Below are 17,524 nucleotides of genomic sequence, written 5' to 3'. Positions count from 1 at the left end.
GGGATTGCGAATGATGTCGAACGGATATGAACCGCCGCTACGCTTCGCCGCCGCGCTCGGCCAGTTGCACGATCTGGTGACGGCGGAAACCGGCCATGATGATTTTGGCCCTGACGATTATCTGCCGGGGCTTCGCGTGCTGCTCCGGTCGATGGATTATGATCCGCGCTTTACTGCGGCGGGACGGCGCACCGCCTGGGGCCATGTGGTGGGCGTTCTGCGCGGCCGGGCAAGTGCGATCGCGGCGATGAAGGCGTATCCGGGCTTCGATGCCCGGCCGATCCTGAGCCCTGTCGTCATCACCGGCGTGCCGCGCACCGGGACCACGGCGCTGCATCGGTTGATGGCGGTCGATCCGCGCTTCCAGGGTCTGCAAAGCTGGCTGCTCGATACGCCGCGTCCGCGTCCACCGGTCGAAAGCTGGCAGGACGATGCCGATTTCCGCCGTTCGGTCGCCTTGCTGGAGCGGCGCTATGTTGATGCGCCAGCCAAGCGGGCCGCGCATCATGTCGCGGCCGAGGAAGTGCATGAATGCTGCATGCTGCTGCGCCAGTCCTTTGTTTCCAACCTGTGGAGCTGCGGCTGGTCGGCGGCAAGCTATGACGCTTGGTGGTGCGGGCAGAGCGAGGCGGCGGGCTATGACCATTATCGCCGCTGTTTGCAGTTGATCGGCGCCAACGACCCGGACAAGCGCTGGCTGCTCAAAAATCCCGGCCATATCGAAAATCTAGACCTGCTCTTTGCCGTCTTTCCCGATGCAAGGGTGATCCAGACCCATCGCGATCCGGCCAAGGCATTGCCTTCGCTCGTATCGCTGCTGATGGCGGGGCATGGCGCGATGGAGGACGGGCGGGCGGCCGAGCGCGGCGCGCTGATGCTGGCACGCGAAACGGCCAAATGGTCCCATGCCGTGCGCAAGGCGGAAAAGGTGGCGGAACGCCATCCGGGCCAATTGCTCGATATCGTCCATGGCGATTTCCATGCGCAGCCCATGGCCGTGCTGGAGCGCATCTATGCCTTTATCGGCATGGAGATGCCCGATGCGACGCGCATGGCCATGGCACAGCGGATCGCGGACAAGCCCGAGATGCAGCATGGCGTTCATCGCTATTCGATCGCCGACTATGGCATGGGTGCGCAAGAGGTGCGGTCGGCGTTCGGCGATTATGTGGCGCGCTTCGACCTGGCGGAGGCAGGGCGATGAAGGCGGCCATCTATCCGGGCGATGGCCAGCCGATCGTCATCGCCGACCTGCCCGATCCGCGACCGGCCATGGGGGAATTGCTGATCCGCGTCCACCGCTGCGGCATCTGTGGCACCGACCTTTCGATGACGAGGGGCGGCATATGGGATTATGGCCGCGGCGTGCAGATCGGCCATGAATATGCCGGCGAAGTGGTGGACGTCGGCGCGGGTGTCGATCGCTTTCGGGCTGGCGACCGGGTCGCGGTCATGCCCTCGATCGGCTGCGGCCAGTGCACTCCCTGCCAGGAACATGGCAATCCGGTATTGTGCGGGGCAAAGCCGGGCGGCGCGATGCGGGGCTTTGCCGAATTTGCGGTGGTGCCGGCCGGTGCGGCGGTACGCCTGCCCGAAACCCTGTCCCTGGCCGATGGCGCGCTGATCGAGCCGCTGGCCGTCAGCCTGTATGGCGCGCGCTTTGCCGATATCCGTCCCGGCGACCCGGTGCTGGTGCTCGGCGGGGGCACGGTCGCTCTCTATGCCATCTATTGGGCGCGGCGATTGGGGGCGGGGCGGATCGTGGTCCTGTCGCGATCCGACCGGCGGCGTGATCTGGCGATCGCCATGGGTGCCAATGCCTTCTTCTCTTTTGGTGACGAGGAAAAGGGGCAGGTGATCGAAGCGCTGGGCGGCGCGCCCCGGATCGTGTTCGAGGCTGTCGGGGTGGACGGAATGCTGGGGCGGGCGGTGAACCATGTCGCGCCATTCGGGCGGATCGTGTCGCTGGGCTTCTGCACGGCGCCGGATGCGGTCATTCCGGCGCTGGCATCCTATAAATGCGCCAACCTGCAATTTGCCGTCGGCTACCGCATGGCGGAATTCATGCACATCGCCGACCAGATGGACAAGGGGCATGTCGACCCCAAGGCGATCATCAGCAACGCGATCGCGCTGGATCAATTGCCGGCGATGATGGCGACTCTGCGCGGGACCAATGAAGAGACCAAGGTGCATGCCCGTTGTGGCTAGACCTGGACGGCGACCGCCTTTCGCCCGTCGCCGCCGAACACGCGTAGATAGCGGTCGATCTCGGCCGGATCGCCGGTCGCCTTGGCGGGATTGTCCGACAGCTTCACCGCCGGGCGGCCATTGGCGTCCACCACCTTGCACACCAGTGAGATCGGATCGAGCCCGTCGGTTTCGAACGGGGCGCAGCCGCGAAAATCATTGGTGAGATTGGTGCCCCAGCCAAAGCTCATGCGCACGCGGCCATGGAAATGGCGATAGGTCGCTTCGATACTGTCGACATCCATGCCATCGGAAAAGATCAGCAGCTTGCTGCACGGGTCACGCCCCTTTTCCTGCCACCAGCTTATGATCTGCTCACCCGCCTCGATCGGTGGCGCGCTGTCGGGGCGGAAACCGGTCCAGTCGGCCACCCAGTCCGGCGCGTCCTTCAGGAAGGCGGCGGTGCCGAACGCGTCGGGCAGGGCGATGCGCAGATTGCCGCCATAATGGGCCTGCCACTGTTCCAGCACGCTATAGGGTGCGCGGGCCAGTGCTGTATCGTCCGGCGCCAGTGCCGCCTGGACCATCGGCAATTCATGTGCATTGGTGCCGATCGCCTCCAGGTCGGCATCCATCGCCAGCAGCACGTTGGACGAGCCGATGAAACGGTTGCCCAGACCTTCCTTGAGCGCCTCGACGCACCAGCGCTGCCACAGGAAGCCGTGGCGACGGCGCGTGCCGAAGTCGGAGATGACGAGATCGGGCAGGGTGCTCAGGCGCTCGACCTTCTCCCACAATTTCGCCTTGGCACGGGCATAGAGCACGTCGAGCGCAAAGCGGGCACGCCCCTTCATCGCCGCGCGCGATCGCAATTCGTTGATGATGGCGAGGGCCGGGATCTCCCACATCATCGTCTCGATCCAGAGCCCGTGGAAGCGCAGCTCATATTGGCCGTCGACCTGGCGCAGCTCATATTCCGGCAGTCGGAAGTCGGCGAGCCAGGCGATGAAATCCGGGCTGAACATCTGGGTCCGGCCATAGAAGCTGTTGCCCGCCAGCCAGATCAGTTCCTTCTTGCCGAACCGTAGGGACCGGGCGTGGTCAAGCTGGGCGCGCAGTTCGCCTTCATCGATGATGTCGGCCAGGCGCACATTGTGGGTGCGGTTGATCAGCTTGAAGGTGGTCTGGACATCAGGATGCTGCTGCCGGATCATCTGCAGCATCAGCAGCTTGTAGAAGTCGGTGTCGAGCAGGCTGCGCACGATCGGGTCGAGCCGCCAATTATGATTATAGGTGCGCGTGGCGATATCGGTGAAGACCATGAAGAACCTGATGGACAGCAAAATTGACAGGGGCGTGCTGCACCGTTCCCCATGGAGATCATGATGGCAAGGCTGATGAAGGGATTATCGGCCGGTAAAGTTCGGGGCGCGCTTGTCTCGCGCTGCGGCCAGTCCCTCGCGATGATCGGCGGTGGTCGCCAGCAGCGGCTGGACCATGAACTCGCGGTCGAGGAACTGGTCGAAGGATAGCGTGGTCGCCTCGAACAACTGCTTGCTCATCGCCTGTGCGACTGGCGGCCCCTGCGCAAGGCGGGTGGCCAGTTCGATCGCCGCGTCTCGGATTGGGCGGTCCGCTTCGATCGAGAGGATGAGGCCGAGCTGCAAGGCTTCGTCTGCGCCGAGCGTCCGGCCGCTATAGACGATTTCCTTCGCGCGCATCGGGCCGACCAGCCGGGTCAACTGCCAGATGGCGCCGGCGTCGGGCGCATAGCCGATCCGGCCGAAGAGTTGGGCAAAGCTGGCATTCGGGCTGGCGAGGATCAGGTCGCAGGCGAGCGCCAGGCTCCAGCCGGCGCCGACGCAGACGCCGTCGACCGCTGCGATGACCGGCTTGGGCATGGCCATGATGGCGCGGATCATGCGGTGGAGCGCGCGCATTCGTTTGAGGAAAGTAGCACTGTCGGCGGCGCCCATTTCGCCGGTATCGGCGCCCGAGCAGAAATAACCGCCTGCGCCGGTCAGGACGACCGCCCGAACCCCGTCATCCTGCGCCAGATTGTCGAACAGCGTGGCGATCTCGCCGCGCATCGCCATGGTGAAGGCATTGCGCCGGTCGGGGCGATCGAGCGTCACGATCGCCACTGCGCCGTCATGCTCCAACCGCAGGGTCATGGCGTGGGCGTCCAGCCGAAGGTCTGACCGCTTTCCCGCTGCCATTTGTCGAACCAGGGGGTGAGCTGGCGGGCGCGGAAGTCGGGGTTGGCGGCGATATGCCGGCCGATGACCAGCGGGTTGGTGCGGCCGTCCTGGGTGGCGGGCCATGGCGGCAGGCCGGGGCCGTTGGGGTCGCCGCTGCGCACATAGTTCAGCATCCAGCCCGACATGGTTCTGGCGAGCGCCTGGCTTTCCGCATCGGCCGAGGGGGATTGGCCGAGCCAGAACAGCCGGTCGGCGCAATGGTCCGCACCGGGCTTCGAACTGCGCTGGTCGGGCGGCACGAAATCGAACTGATAGGCGCGTGTCGGCAGGCCGGCGCGGGCCGCCAACTGGGTCATGCCGAGCGCCGCCGAGGTGAACAGGAAGTCGGTCTGCACCTGGCGCAGCAATTCCGCCTCGTCGGACAGGCCGTAGCTGGCGGACACAGCCGACAGATCGATGCCGAAGCGCAGTGCCATTTCCGCCCGGCCAAAGCCCATCAGGCCAAAGACGCTGGCTTCGTTGCTGGTCGATCCGCTGATCAACGGGACATGCGCGATCTGGCCCCTTGCGAACAGGGTGGAAAGGGGAGCGGGTAGCCAGCTGCCATCGACGGTTGCGCCAAAGTCCGGCGCGCCGCTGTCGCCGGCCAGCACCTGTGCGACGCTGAGCCTGCGCAGGGCAGCGAGCGATGGCGCGCCATCGCCGGTCACGCCGGTGCGCTGGGCAAAGGCCAGTCCCTGTTCCTGTGCCTGGGGCAGGGGGCGGTTGGCGTTGAACAGGCCGCCGGCCGAATGGGCGCTGGCGCGCGCGAACAGGCCCCCAGCCATCGGCGTCGCCATCAGCGCATTGATGCTGGAGCCGCCCGCCGAACAGCCGATGATGGTTACATTGTCGGGATCGCCGCCGAAGCGGGCGATGTTCTGCCGGACCCAGTGCAGCGCTGCGACCTGATCCATCAGCCAGAAATTGGCGGTTGCCTTGGGCGCTTCGGCGGTCAGGGCGGGATGGGCGAAGAAGCCGAGCCGCCCGATGCGGTAATTGGGGGCGACAAGGACGACACCCTGCTTGACCAGCGGCGGCATACCGTTGCGGAACGGCTCCCGACCCGAGCCGACGAAATAGGCGCCGCCATGGACGACGAACAGCACCGGCAATTTGCGGGCGCCAAGGTCAGGCGAGGCGACGTTGAGGGTCAGGCAATTTTCATCCTGGGGGAAGGCGGCGTCCTCTTTGCGCTGTGGCTGGGGGCAATCGGCCGCAAAGCCGGTAGCGTCACGCTCGGTCTTCCAGGCGCGGACCGGTTGCGGTGCGCGCCAGCGATTGGCGCCGACCGGGGGCGCGGCATAGGGAATGCCGCCAAAGAAGCGGACATCGTCGCGCACCACGCCGCGGATCGGACCGGACGCGGTGGACAATCGGGGTGGTGCCGAAGAAGGGGCGGCATTTCCAAGGCTTGCCCATAAAGCGACGGCCGTAGCCGCGCAGGCGACAGGACGCTGCACCATCTCCATCATCCCCTCATCAATTTTGCCCTATGGTGCATAATAATGTTGGAGAGGATTATCGCTGTCAAGCGCGCAGGCGCGTTGACAGGGTCATGAATCTGCACCAAGGTGCAATATAAAGAGGCGCGAACAGGGGCGCACGGAGAAGGATGAGAACATGAAGGGAAGAGTGTCGACGGCCGTGGCGATCCTGGCCCTGGCAAGCGGGCTGGTCGCCTGCGGCGCGGACAGCGCAGCGCCGGGCGGTCCGACCGCCAACTGGTCCAGCTTTGGCGGCGACGACAAGGAGCAGCATTATAGCGCGCTCGACCAGATCAGCGCCGACAATGTCGGCAAGCTTGGCCTCGCCTGGTCCTATGATATTGACACCTATGACAGCTATACCCAGCCGTTGGCGATAGATGGCGTCCTCTATTTTGCGGTGGGCCTGTCGGTCGTCCATGCGCTCGACGCCAAGACCGGCAAGCTGTTGTGGCAATATGATCCCGACGTGGCGAGCCAGCCCGAGGCGAAATGGCGGATGCGCGCCGGCTGGGGTACGCGCGGCATCGCCTATAAGGACGGGCTGATCTATACCGCCACGCGCGAAGGCCGGCTGATCGCGGTCGACGCCAAGACCGGCAAGCCGCGCTGGTCGGTCCAGACGCTCGACGAGGCGGGAAATGGCTATATCACCGGCCCGCCATGGGTCGCCGGCGACAAGGTCGTGGTCGGCTTTGGCGGCGCGGATTACAGCCCCACCCGCGGCTATGTGACCGCCTATGATGCCAAGACCGGCAAGAAGGCGTGGCGCTGGTTCGTAGTGCCGGGCGATCCGGCCAAGGGCTTCGAGAACAAGGCGATGGAGGCGGCGGCCAAGACCTGGACCGGCGAATGGTGGAAGTTCGGCGGGGGCGGCACGGTGTGGCATGCCATGGCCTATGACGCAAAATATGACCGCATCTACCTTGGTACCGGCAATGGCTGGCCGTGGAACCAGAAGATCCGTTCGCCCGGCGGCGGCGACAATCTCTATCTCGCCTCGATCGTGGCGATCGACGTGAAGACCGGGGAATATGCCTGGCACTATCAGGTGAACCCGGAAAACAGCCACGATTTCAACGATGCGATGGATATCGAGCTGGCTGATATCGAGATTGGCGGCAAGATGCGGTCGGTGCTGATGCACGCGCCCAAGAATGGCTTCTTTTATGCGCTGGACCGCGAGACCGGGAAGTTCATTTCGGCCGGCGAGTTTGCCAAGCAGAATTGGGCCAAGCGGATCGACCCGGTCACCGGCCGGCCCGAGATCAATCCAGAGGCGCAATATCCGAACGGCAAGCCGTTCATGATGTACCCCTTCCCCAATGGCGCGCATGGCGTCCAGGCGATGGCGTTCAGTCCCAAGACGAACCTCAGCTACATTCCGGTGATGGAGGGCAGCCGCGTGTTCGTCGATCCGGACAATGTGAAGGACTGGACCTACAAGCCGGGGATGATGGTCAATACCGGTCTGGGCGCGCCGCCGGCCAATCTGGTGCCGCCCGCTGCGGTGAGCAAGCTGGTCGCCTTCGACGTCGCCAACAACAAGGTCGCCTGGTCGGTGCCGCAACCTGGCGTGTTCAACGGCGGTATCATGGCGACGGGCGGCGGCCTGCTGTTCCAGGGAACGAATGACGGCAATTTCAACGCCTATTCGGCGACCGACGGGCGCAAGCTCTGGTCCTTCCCTGCGCAGAACGGCATATTGTCCGCGCCGATCAGCTACACGGTCGGCGGCAAGCAATATGTGTCGGTGATCACTGGTTTCCGCAGCAGCTTCCCCAACGTCCCCAACTGGGATTATCGCCAGCAGCAGCGACGGGTGCTGACCTTCGCGATCGGTGGCACCAAGGCGCTGCCCAAGTTCGAGCCGGTGGACGAGCCGATCCAGGATGATCCGGCCTTCACCGTCGACGCCGCAAAGGCCAAGGTCGGCGGCGGCATATACAATAGCAGCTGCGTCATCTGTCATGGCGCGGGCATGATGGCGGGCGGCGCCGCGCCCGACCTGCGCAAGTCGGCGGTGCCGCTGGACGCGGAGACGTTCAAGTCGGTGGTGCATGACGGGGCGCTGATGGCGCGCGGCATGGGCGCCTTCGAGCAGTTGAGCGACGCCGATCTGGAAGGGCTGCGCCACTATATCCGCCAGCGCGCGCGGGAAACCGCGCCCAAGGCAAACTGACCTCCCATGGCATCCGTCCCCTTGTGGCGGATGCTGCTTCGCCCCGCTTCCTTTCATCGGGAGGCGGGGCTCCTTGTCTGCACCGAGCGGGGGCTTGCACAAAGTCCAGCCGTGCGGCATCAAATTTGCACGTTCATGCAATTGCGTTATGATCGTCGGTTACGTGCCCCCGCCGGGCGCGCCTCGGGGAGGATGAGCGAATTTGACGACGGACAAGGACATGGCTGACCTCAAGGAAAATGGCGATCGGCCGCAGACCTATTCCAGTCCTGCGATCATCGAACGCCGTCGCCGGATATTGGAGGAAACGCGCAAGGTGATCGCCGAACAGGGGATCGCGGCGCTGAGCATGAACGAGATCGGCCAGCGCGCGGGCGTCGCCAAGCGGACGCTCTACAACGCCTTCCAGACCCGCGAGCGGATGATCGCCACCGCGATCCAGGAATATTTCGACGAATATGTCAGCCGGATCGTCTATTCGAGCCCGCCCGGCACGATGCAGCATAATCTGGAGCGGATGATCTCGGTCGTCCAGCGCAACCGGAAGATCCGTAATTATATCAAGGCGATCATGGCGCTCTATTTCAGTTCGGATGTCGACCGCGACATCTGGACCGCGATGCACTCGCCGGCCATCCATCATAACAAGCAGTGGATCGAGGCGCTCGACGCCACGAAGCAACTGCAGCCCTGGGTGCAGGTCGACAAGCTGGTCGATGATCTGGTGCGCTTCGAATATGCGACCATCAACGACTGGGCGCAGGGCCGCATACCCGATGACGAGGTGATCGTCCGTCTGGTCAGCAGCTATCTGTCCTGCCTGCTCGGTTCGCTGAAGGGCGCGGCGCGCAAGGAAGTCGAAGCGCTGATCAAGGACATTGCCGAACGCGGCATGGACGCGCTGCCGATGTCGCCCAAGACCAAGACGAAAGCGGCCTGAATCTGCACCATGATGCAAATTTTCTTGCATCATGGTGCGCGCCTCGTCTAGGCATGCCCCAGGCCCGACATGGGCATCAGCATGGGAGAGTGAGATGAGCGCGCCGAGCGAAGACCCCGAACTGTTGTTCGAGCTGCGCGCGGATGGCGTGGCCGTCATCACCCTCAACCGGCCGCGCGCGAAGAACACCGTCTCCTTCACCATGTGGGAGCAGTTTTCCGCTGCGCTTGACCGGCTGGAAAATGCGACGCCGGCGCGGATGCTGCTGCTCTGCGGGGCAGAAGGCTATTTCAGCAATGGCGGCGACGTGAAGCTGCCGCCGGCGCGGGGCGAGGGAGCGTTGCGGCTCGCCGCTCGGCTGGAGATGGGGCAGCGGATCATCCGCCGGTTGCGCGCGCTGCCGATCCCGACCGTGGCGGCGGTGGAGGGCGGCGCCTATGGCGTGTCCTGGAGCCTGGCGATGGCCTGCGACATGATCTTCGCTGCCGACAATGCGCGGTTCGGTGCGCCGTTCCTGGATTTCGGGCTGGTGCCCGATGGCGGGGCGGCCTGGTTCCTGACCCGGCAACTGGGGCGGGCACGCGCGGCCGAGATCATCTTTTCGGGGCGGACATTGGAGGCGGCCGAGGCATTGAGCCTGGGGCTGGTCAGCCGGCTGGTGCCGCCGGGCGAGGCGGTCGCGCAGGCATTGGCGCTGGGTGCGACGATCGGTGGCGGCAATGCCCATGCGGTCGAACTGACCAAGCGGCTGCTGGATCAGGCGGAAAGCGGCGACCTGTCGGCCAATCATGCGCTGGAACTGGTCTATTGCCATACCTGCCAGGCGGGGGAGGAGGTGCCCCGCGCCCGCGAGGCGTTCAAGGCGCGCGCAGCGGCGAAGGCTGCCGCGAAGATCGCAACTGGGGCGAAGGAATAAGTCATGCAGTTCGACATGCGCAGCCTGCCGATGGCGACCCGCTACAAGATCGTCAATTCGACCATCACCCCGCGCCCGATCGCCTGGATCACCACCCGGTCCGAAGCGGGCGTGGTCAATGCAGCCCCCTACAGCTTCTTCAACTGCGTCGGCACCGAGCCGCCGCTGGTGGCGCTGGGCCTGCTCAAGGAACCGGTGTCGCGCGGCCTGAAGAACACGGCCGCCAACATCATCGCCACCGGCGAGTTCGTCGTGAACCTGGTGTGCGAGGATGATGCCGAGAAGATGAACCATTGCAGCGTCGATGCGCCGGCCGATGTCAGCGAGATCGACTATGCCGGGATCGAGACCGCGCCGTCCGTGGTGGTGGCACCGCCGCTGATCGCCAGCAGCCCGGTCAGCTTCGAATGCCGCAAGGTCGCGGCGATGGACATCGGCACGATGCAGACGGTGATCATCGGCGAGATCGTCATGGCGCATATCCGCGACGAGTTCATCACCGATCGCGAGCGGGTCTATTTCGACACGCCGGCGATGAAATTGATCGGCCGCACCCATGGCAGCGGCTGGTATGTGCGCAACGGCGACAGTTTCCAGATGGACCGGCCGCGTTATGATCCGGCGCGGCTGACGGGCAAGGAATGAATTTGAACCTATAGTGCAATATTACTTGCGCTGCCGGGAAAAAGCGTGTCTGTTTCAAGGGCAAGGTCGGAGGCGCGATTCCGCGCACTACCGGCCAGATCCGAACAAGAGGCGGCGCAGACCGCCAAACAGGAGTGCGTGATGCCCGGCCCTCTGGACCATCTTGTCGTTATCGAGCTGTCGACCGAAATGCCGGTCGCGATCGCGGGCATGCTGCTCGCCGACCATGGCGCCGACGTGCTGAAGGTCGAGCCCAGGGGCGGCGCCTATTTCGCCCATGAACTGACCCGAAAAAGCTGGGACCGCTCCAAGCGCAGCGTCGAGCTGGACGTTGCCGATGCGGACGACCGGGCGGCGCTGCGCGGACTGCTCGGCGGAGCGGACATCTTCATCCATGCGCTGGAGGAGGGAGAAGCGAAGGCGCTCGGCCTGGACGGTGAGAGCCTGGCGCCCGACTATCCGGAGCTGATCGTGTCGGCGCTGACCGCCTATGGCGCGGACACGCCCTTTGCCGATCGACCGCGCGGCGAGGGGCTGGCGGCGGCGCTGCTCGGCACGATGATCGACAAGTCCAGCCCGTTCCGCGAAGGACCGGTCTATCTTGGCCATCCCGCGCTTCATTATGGTCAGGCGTTTCTGGGCGTGATCGGCGCATTGACGGCGATCCGGGCGCGGCGAACGAGTGGCAAGGGGCAGAAGGTTGAATCCTCGCTGCTCGACGCGATGCTGGCCCAGTCGCCGATGAACAATTGGTGGCAGGAAGAGGGGATTTCCTACATCAAGGCGGGGGATTCCGGCGCGGTCGACCGGTTTGGCCGGACCCGGCTGGTGACCGGCATGTTCGAATGCGGCGACGGCCTGTTCCTGCAGATCCATACCGGCGGCCAGGGCGGCTTCAAGGCGGCGATGGACCAGCTGGGCTTTGGCGACCGGGTGTCGGTGGTCAAGGGCGCGGCGGAAATGTCGGTGCCATTGAGCGATGACGAATATCATATCGCCCGCGTCGAGATTTTCGATGCGTTCAAGGCGCGGCCGCGCGCCGAATGGATCGCGCTGTTCCAGACGGCCGATGTGGCGGCTCTGCCGGTGCTGGAACCGGCCGAAGTGCTGCTGGACGAGCAGGTGGAGTTTGTCGGGCAGCGGATTGCGCTGCCGGATGCGGAATTCGGCACCATCTATCAGGCGGCGCCTGCCGTGCGGTTCGATCGCACGCCCTGCGCCGCGCCGCGCCCGGCGCCGGCGATCGGCGCCGACAATGATGCACTGGCCGATCTGATCGCGCGCAAGCGGGGCGAACTGGCGGCGGCGGGCAAGCCGCTCGATCGGCCGCTCGACGGCATCAAGGTGGTGGACTTCTCCTCCTTCTTCGCGGTGGGTTTTGGCGGGCGGCTGTTGTCGGATCTGGGGGCTGATGTCATCAAGGTGGAGACGCCCGACGGCGACCAGATGCGGCCGCTGCCCGACTGTTTCGACGCGGCACAGCGCGGCAAGCGCGACATCGTGCTGAACCTCAAGCAGCCCGAGGCGCTGGAGGCGGCGTTGAAGCTGGTGGCTGAAGCCGATGTGGTGACCCATAATCTGCGCCCCGGCAAGGCCGACAAGCTGGGCATCGGCTATGAGGCGCTGTCGAAGATCAATCCGCGCCTGCTCTATGTCTATCTGCCCGGTTATGGCTCCAAGGGGCCAAAGTCGCTGCTCAAGAGTTTTGCGCCTTTGGTATCGGGCTGGACCGGCCTGCTTTATGAAGGCGGCGGCGCGGGCAATCCGCCGACCCGGTCGGTGTTCGGCAATGAAGATTATAATAACGGCTTCCTGGGCGCGGCGGGCATATTGATGGGACTGGAGCGGCGCGCGATCAGCGGCGTCGGCGACTATATGGAGATACCCCAGCTTCATTCGAGCCTGTGGACCACGTCTGAGCATTTCCTGGATGCCGACAAGCAGGTCGTCTACGGCTTCCGCCTCGACAAGGATCAGGCGGGCTATAATGCGCTCGACCGGCTTTACCGCACCAGCGACGGCTGGATCTGCATAGCCTGCCGGCAGGACGGGCGCTTCGCGGCGCTGGCGCACGCGGTCGGTCAGGCCGGGCTGGTCGACGATCCGCGCTTTGCCTCGCCAAAGGAACGGTCGCTGCATGACGCGGCGCTGCTGGCGGCGCTGGAGCCCTGGTTTGCCGACAAGACGAGCGCGGAGGCCTTCGCCCTGCTCGATGCGGCGGGTGTGCCGTGCGAGATACCCGCGGCGAAGAGCTGGGTGCGCGAGGCGCTGTGGCAGGACTGGGCGGTGACCAGCAACCGGGTGATCGAGAATTTCGATTCCATGTATGGCCATGTGCGCCAGTTCGGCAGCTTCATCCATCTGAGCGATACGCCGGGATATGCGCGCAAGTCCGCGCCGCGGCTCGGCGAGCATACGCGGCAGATATTGGCCGAGATCGGCTATGCGCCGGACGCGATCGACGCGCTGATCGACAGCGGCAAGGCGATGCAGGCGGCGGACGTGACCGGCCGTATCCAGTCGCGCGTCTCGGCCGCCTGAACCAACAACAGATAATCGGGAAGAGGAACCCAAAGGGTGCAGTTGAACCTTCGTTACGACATGAACCGGCCGGATTTCGGTGCGCCGCATCCCGTGCTCTACCGCACCGCGATCGAGCAGGCGCAATGGGCGGACAAACTCGGCTTCACCCAGGTGTTCCTGGCCGAGCATCATGGCGCGGAGGGCGGCTATTGCCCGTCCTCCATGGTGCAGGCGGCGTCTATTCTGGGGGCGACGGACAACATCGTCGCGCATCTTTCGGCGCTGGTCGTCACCATGCATGATCCGCTGCGGCTGGCCGAGGATCTGGCGGTGCTGGACAATATCGCGCCCGGCCGGGTGTGGCTGACCGCCGGCATGGGCTATCGCCCGCATGAGTTCGAGATGTTCGGCAAGGACATCAGCAAGCGGCTGGCGATCATGAACGAGGCGATGGCCACGCTGAAGCAGGCCTGGACCGGCGAGCCGTTCGAGTTTCGCGAGCGCACCGTGCGGGTGACGCCGGCCCCGGCAACGCCGGGTGGTCCCAAAATCTACATGGGCGGGTCGACCGACAAGTCGGCGATCCGCGCAGCCAAGGGCGGCTATCAATATTTCCCCGGCCATCCCGACCTGTTCACCCTCTACAAGGAAGAGCGGGAGAAGGCCGGCTTCCCGCCGCCCGAGGAACTGCGCAAGCCGGCGGCGAGCTTCCTCTATGTGTCCGACGATCCGGACCGCGACTGGCCGCTGGTGGCGCCGCATGTCGCCTATGCGACCAACGCCTATGCCGAATGGGCCAAGGAGCGGGGCACCGGCCAGACACGTTACCAGCCCGCCGAGACGATCGAGGGGCTGAAGGCGATGCCGAACATCAAGGTGCTGACGCCTGACGAATGTTTTGAATATCTGAAAGGTCTGGGCCGGGGCACGGCCGTCACCTTCCACGCGCTGCTGGGCGGGCTGGACCCCGAAGTGTCGTGGCGCAGCCTGCGCCTGTTCGAGAAGGAAGTGCTGCCGCGCCTGCGCGCCGAGCCGGGCCTGCTGGAAAATCCGGGAGAATGAGCATGGAAGAACGCAATCGTCGCGGCACGCTGGCTGCCATGCTGGCGCTGCCGATCGGCATGGCGGCCGCCGCCGAGGCATCGGCCGCGGCGCCCAGGGGAAAGGGGAGCGGCATGGACATGGCCCAGCGGCTGGACATCATCGAGTCCAAGCAGGCGATCACCGAACTCCTCTATTCCTATGCGCGGGCCAATGACCGGGCGGACGAGGCGCTGTTGCGATCGCTCTTCTGGCCGGAATCGACGCACAAACATGGCAAGTTCGAGGGCAAGTCGTCCGATTTCGTCGGCTTCGCCTTCAAGATCGTGTCGACGCTGAAATATGCCTGCCACCACATCACCAATGTCTCGGTCGATGTGAAGGGGGACAAGGCCTTTTCCGAATGCTATTATTTCGCGCAGCATCGGCGCGACCGCAAGGAAGGCGGGGGCGAGGAGGATGTCTTCTTCCAGGGCCGCTATCTCGACGATCTGGAACGGCGAAACGGGGTGTGGAAGATCATCCGTCGCCGGGGCCTGTCCGACTATACCTCGCCGCCCGAACCGGCGCAGACACCCTATGCCGACTGGCCGGCGGGACAGCATAGCGAGAAATATCCGAGCGACGATTATTACAAGATGCGCCAGCAGTTTCTGGGCAGCTGATCCGTGCGGGCGCTGATGTGCGAGGCGCATGGCGCGCCCGAGCAACTGGCGTTTCGTGACGTGCCCGTGCCCCAGCCGGGGCCGGGCGAGATCAGGCTGGCGGTGCGGGCGGCGAGCGTCAATTTCCCCGACGCGCTGATGATCCAGAATCTCTACCAGACCAAGCCGCCATTGCCGTTCATTCCCGGCGGCGAGGCGGCCGGGGTGGTGGACGCGATCGGCGAGGGCGTCAGCGGCTTTCGGATCGGTGACCGGGTGGCGGCGATCCCGTTTCAGGGTGCCTTTGCCGAGCAGGCGGTGGCGCCGGCTTTTCGCACCAGCATCATTCCCGACGCGATGGGCTTCGACGTCGCGGCCGGTTTCACCATGGTCTATGCGACGGCACTGCACGGGCTGCGCCAGCGTGGACGACTGCAGGAGGGCGAGACGCTGCTGGTGCTGGGCGCAGCGGGCGGCGTGGGACTGGCGGCGGTGGAGATCGGCAAGCGCATGGGCGCGCGGGTGATCGCGGCGGCCTCCAGCGCGGAGAAGCTGGATCTGGCGCGGGCGCATGGCGCGGACGAGACGGTCAATTATGCTGAGGTCGACATCAAGCAGGCGGTGAAGGCGCTGGCCGGAGAGCGCGGCGTGGATGTGATCTTCGATCCGGTCGGCGGCGACCTGGCCGAGCCGGCCTTCCGCACCATGGGCTGGGACGGGCGCTATCTGGTGGTCGGCTTTGCCGCCGGGACCATTCCGGCGATCCCGTTGAACCTGCCGCTGGTGAAGACGGCGTCGATCGTCGGCGTGACATGGGGGATGCACAGCCGGCGCGAGCCGGACATCCATGCCGCCAATATGGCGCAGCTTTATGACTGGTATGAACAGGGCGGATTGCGGCCGGCGATCGGCGCGCGCTTCGGCTTTGACGAGAGCCGGGCGGCGATCCGCTGGATCATGGATCGCAAGGCGCAGGGCAAGGTGGTGATCGAGATGGCCTGATCGGGTCATTACAGGGTCATGCTCAGGTCATTGCCGCGAAGTTCACACCGTTGATCATCGAAAATCTGGGCGGTTTGACGCGCAAACGCGCCGCCAAAGTCACGCCGACGCGACAGTCACGCGACATTGGGGTCACGCCCGCGCGCTTGTGCCGCGACACGAACGCGCCCCTTGGGTCACGCCTGGCATTGAAGCAGATCGGCTGGTCCATCGTGGAGTATGGAGCAGAAAAGCGCGCAGTAGGAAAGCGGTGCGTCAGCCGGTCGGCCAGTTGGCGAGCGGGGCGCCGGCGATCGTAGTCCGCGCCTGGACGATCATGCCCTTGCCGCGCGAGACCACATAGAGCGTGCGGCGATCCGGCCCGCCCCAGCAGAGATTGGTGGGCATCGCGATCTTTTCGCCGGCGGGATCGTGGAGGATGTCGATCTGGCGGCCCTGCGGCGTCAGCGCGACCAGCCGGTTGGAAAAGGGCAGGGTGATCCAGAGATTGTCGGCCATGTCGAAGGCGATGCCGTCGCAATAGCCCAGCGCCGCCTTTTCCTGCGGCGGCAGGGCGAGGATCGCCTTGACCGTCTGGTCGGGAACGACGGTGCCGAGTTGCGGGCCGAAATCCTGCGGGTCGGCTAGGGTGCCGTCGGCGTTGCGGCGCCAGCGGCGGATGCGGCCTTCGGCGGTCAGCGAGGCGTAGAGATGGCGTTCGTCCCGGTCGAGGCAGAGGCCGTTGACCCCGCGCAGGGCGCGCGCGACGATCGTGGCGCTGCCATCGGGCCGGACCATGTAGATGAAACCGGCCGGCGTGGTGGTGCCGATGTTGGCGACCGGCCCCCAACTGCTGTGCGTGCAATAGATGCTGCCATCGCGCGCGGTGGCGGGACCGTTGGAGGCGACCAATTGGCGCCCCTCCAGTTCCGAGACGAGCGTTTCGACCGTGCCGGTTTCGAGGCTGATGCGCTGGAGCGGGCCGGGCTGCTGCTTGAGCAGGCCCATATTCGCGACGATCACGCGGCCCTGCGTATCGACGGCGACGCCATTGGCGGCGAGCGAGGCGCCGACCTGCTGCAGCGGCTGTCCGGGCGTCAGGACACCGATCGCGCCGCCGCTGTTGGATAGGAACAGGCGGCCATCGGGCGCGCTGGCGACACCCTCGGCATGGTCGAGGCCGTCGATGACCAGGCTGAAATTCGCCGGGGTCAGGGGCGCCGGGACCGTGGAGGCACGCGACGGGCCGGCGCGGGTGCAGCCGGCGAGCGCGAGCGCCGCGCCGCCGAGCATGGCCGTGCGCCGGTCCAACTGCATGTCAGCGAACCGGCGCAAAGCCGGCGATGCGGTGATCGCCCGCCTCGACCGGGCGGAAGCGCAGGCGCATGTCGCAGGCCGGATCGACGCCGTCGTCATCGACCAATATGCCCGCGATCCGCACGCCCGGCGCATCGTCGGGTTCGAACAGGATGACGGTGTAGGGGACTTCAGCCTTGTGATCGCCGGGCAGCAGGCTGCGGATCACGGTGGTGAAGCTATAGGCCTTGCCCTCGGCCGAGACCGGGCGCCATTCCAGCACGGCATCGGGCTTTCCGGGGACGACCTCTGGCGGATACCAGACCCATTCGCCGGTTTCGGCGTCGGCGGTGATGCGCAGTTCGCCGGCATCGAGGCCGTCGTAGAAGCCCTGGAACAGCGGATCTTCCAGATGGACGGGATAGATGGGAATGCCCAT

At 65.4% G+C, this 17,524-nt stretch carries 15 protein-coding genes; 10 read left to right on the top strand and 5 right to left on the bottom strand.

The window, feature by feature from the left end; all coding sequences use genetic code 11:
* Positions 1-10: 10 nt before the first annotated feature.
* Together JQK15_RS06525 and JQK15_RS06520 are read left to right on the top strand one after the other, a co-directional pair.
* Entirely contained in the window at positions 11-1,204 is a 1,194-nt protein-coding gene (locus JQK15_RS06525) for a sulfotransferase family protein (protein ID WP_214864334.1), read from the top strand.
* Positions 1,201-2,211 carry an alcohol dehydrogenase catalytic domain-containing protein gene (locus JQK15_RS06520; protein WP_214864333.1) on the top strand — a complete coding sequence of 337 codons (1,011 nt, stop codon included), beginning with the start codon at positions 1,201-1,203 and terminating at the stop codon, positions 2,209-2,211. Before JQK15_RS06525 ends, JQK15_RS06520 begins: the two co-directional genes overlap by 4 nt.
* Here the strand turns inward: JQK15_RS06520 and pncB are convergent.
* The 3 genes from pncB to JQK15_RS06505 form a co-directional block, all read right to left on the bottom strand.
* On the bottom strand, positions 2,208-3,512 hold the full coding sequence (gene pncB, locus JQK15_RS06515; protein WP_214864331.1) for a nicotinate phosphoribosyltransferase: 1,305 nt from the start codon (positions 3,510-3,512) through the stop codon (positions 2,208-2,210). The genes JQK15_RS06520 and pncB overlap by 4 nt on opposite strands.
* A gap of 84 nt (positions 3,513-3,596) precedes the next feature.
* Positions 3,597-4,364 (bottom strand): enoyl-CoA hydratase/isomerase family protein, encoded by a 768-nt coding sequence (locus tag JQK15_RS06510; RefSeq protein ID WP_214864329.1) that lies wholly within the window; start codon positions 4,362-4,364, stop codon positions 3,597-3,599.
* On the bottom strand, positions 4,361-5,896 hold the full coding sequence (locus JQK15_RS06505; protein WP_251007616.1) for a carboxylesterase/lipase family protein: 1,536 nt from the start codon (positions 5,894-5,896) through the stop codon (positions 4,361-4,363). The genes JQK15_RS06510 and JQK15_RS06505 overlap by 4 nt, the downstream gene beginning before the upstream one ends.
* Before the next feature lie 157 nt (positions 5,897-6,053).
* On the opposite strand from JQK15_RS06505, the gene JQK15_RS06500 reads away from it, so the two are divergent.
* From JQK15_RS06500 to JQK15_RS06465, 8 genes are all read left to right on the top strand, one after another.
* Complete coding sequence (locus JQK15_RS06500; protein WP_214864327.1) at positions 6,054-8,099, top strand: PQQ-dependent dehydrogenase, methanol/ethanol family; 2,046 nt, start codon at positions 6,054-6,056, stop codon at positions 8,097-8,099.
* Positions 8,100-8,301: 202 nt separating this feature from the next.
* Positions 8,302-9,039 (top strand): TetR/AcrR family transcriptional regulator, encoded by a 738-nt coding sequence (locus JQK15_RS06495; RefSeq protein ID WP_010338988.1) that lies wholly within the window; start codon positions 8,302-8,304, stop codon positions 9,037-9,039.
* 94 nt (positions 9,040-9,133) lie between these two features.
* Positions 9,134-9,955 carry an enoyl-CoA hydratase/isomerase family protein gene (locus JQK15_RS06490; protein WP_214864324.1) on the top strand — a complete coding sequence of 274 codons (822 nt, stop codon included), beginning with the start codon at positions 9,134-9,136 and terminating at the stop codon, positions 9,953-9,955.
* 3 nt (positions 9,956-9,958) lie between these two features.
* Positions 9,959-10,600 (top strand): flavin reductase family protein, encoded by a 642-nt coding sequence (locus JQK15_RS06485; RefSeq protein WP_214864322.1) that lies wholly within the window; start codon positions 9,959-9,961, stop codon positions 10,598-10,600.
* A gap of 141 nt (positions 10,601-10,741) precedes the next feature.
* Complete coding sequence (locus tag JQK15_RS06480; RefSeq protein ID WP_214864321.1) at positions 10,742-13,141, top strand: CaiB/BaiF CoA-transferase family protein; 2,400 nt, start codon at positions 10,742-10,744, stop codon at positions 13,139-13,141.
* A 36-nt stretch (positions 13,142-13,177) separates the two neighbouring features.
* Positions 13,178-14,185 (top strand): LLM class flavin-dependent oxidoreductase, encoded by a 1,008-nt coding sequence (locus tag JQK15_RS06475; protein WP_353047187.1) that lies wholly within the window; start codon positions 13,178-13,180, stop codon positions 14,183-14,185.
* A gap of 2 nt (positions 14,186-14,187) precedes the next feature.
* Positions 14,188-14,829 (top strand): nuclear transport factor 2 family protein, encoded by a 642-nt coding sequence (locus tag JQK15_RS06470; RefSeq protein WP_214864319.1) that lies wholly within the window; start codon positions 14,188-14,190, stop codon positions 14,827-14,829.
* 3 nt (positions 14,830-14,832) lie between these two features.
* Positions 14,833-15,810, top strand: coding sequence for an NADPH:quinone oxidoreductase family protein (locus tag JQK15_RS06465; RefSeq protein ID WP_353047186.1), 978 nt, complete (start codon positions 14,833-14,835; stop codon positions 15,808-15,810).
* Between the two features lie 255 nt (positions 15,811-16,065).
* On the opposite strand, the gene JQK15_RS06460 is transcribed toward JQK15_RS06465, so the two are convergent.
* Entirely contained in the window at positions 16,066-17,106 is a 1,041-nt protein-coding gene (locus tag JQK15_RS06460) for an SMP-30/gluconolactonase/LRE family protein (RefSeq protein WP_251007615.1), read from the bottom strand.
* A 1-nt stretch (position 17,107) separates the two neighbouring features.
* The gene (locus JQK15_RS06455) at positions 17,108-17,524 is read right to left on the bottom strand and encodes a Zn-ribbon domain-containing OB-fold protein (RefSeq protein ID WP_017500678.1); all 417 of its coding nucleotides are present in this window, start codon (positions 17,522-17,524) and stop codon (positions 17,108-17,110) included.

It is taken from the genome of Sphingobium sp. BHU LFT2, from assembly GCF_018604485.1.
Classification (GTDB): Bacteria; Pseudomonadota; Alphaproteobacteria; order Sphingomonadales; family Sphingomonadaceae; genus Sphingobium; species Sphingobium yanoikuyae_A.
The sequence above is the reverse complement of the archived record's forward strand: the minus strand, read 5'-3'. Positions and strand labels throughout refer to the sequence as shown.